The 702-nt window shown below is 43.6% G+C and carries 1 protein-coding gene; it reads right to left on the reverse strand.

The genetic code is table 11. The annotated features are described in order from the left end of the window. A partial coding sequence (locus tag H8527_RS09665) for a transposase (RefSeq protein WP_187547747.1) occupies positions 1–649 on the reverse strand: 649 nt, incomplete at its 3' end. Positions 650–702 lie beyond the last annotated feature (53 nt).

A 702-nucleotide genomic window follows, 5' to 3' on the forward strand; every position in this document is an offset into this window, starting at 1 on the left:
CTATTGTCCGCAATTTCCGGTCTGCTCTCAGTGCCTTCTTGCGGTTCTTGGGGTGATTGCGAAAACGTTGGTCGCGATAAATGCCTTTCAACACAAAGGTATAGCTTTGGCGAAGAGGAAGATGCAGTTTATCGACGAGATGCAGCACCTTGCCCACTATCTTTTTATGCAACTTGGCATCCGTAGGAAAGGTGATGTTCTTTTCCTGAACGGTTGAATCGATAAAAGCGGTATCATGGTGATGTTCATCATCATCTTCGTTATTGACACGAATGCTTTCCTGAAAGATGAGTTCAATACCCTCCTCCCCAATGCGATGGCGAAAGTGAACCAATTCGGAAGAGGCACAAGGAGCAGCGGGTATAAACTCCTGCATACCACAAAAGTATTGATAATAAGCGTTTTCACTCCATTGCTCCACAACGGATTCATCTGAGAGATTGCGAAGGTGCTTGAGTATCAACAAACCACACATCAAACGTATCGGCTTACTTGGGCGACCATTGTGCTGACAATACAAAGGCTGGAAAGCAGCATCGAATTTCTCCCAATTTATTTTGTCGGAGAGTTTGTAGAGAGGGTGAGAGGGGTTCAGCATATCCGACAAACTGCTGAATAATGAAGGGCTGGGATAGGGCTTTTTAATCATAAAAATCTGCAAGTTTCTGAATACAAAGATAAGAAAACTTGCAGATTTATCAA

The sequence above is a fragment of the Alloprevotella sp. Lung230 genome, from assembly GCF_014385435.1.
Taxonomy (GTDB): Bacteria; Bacteroidota; Bacteroidia; order Bacteroidales; family Bacteroidaceae; genus Alloprevotella.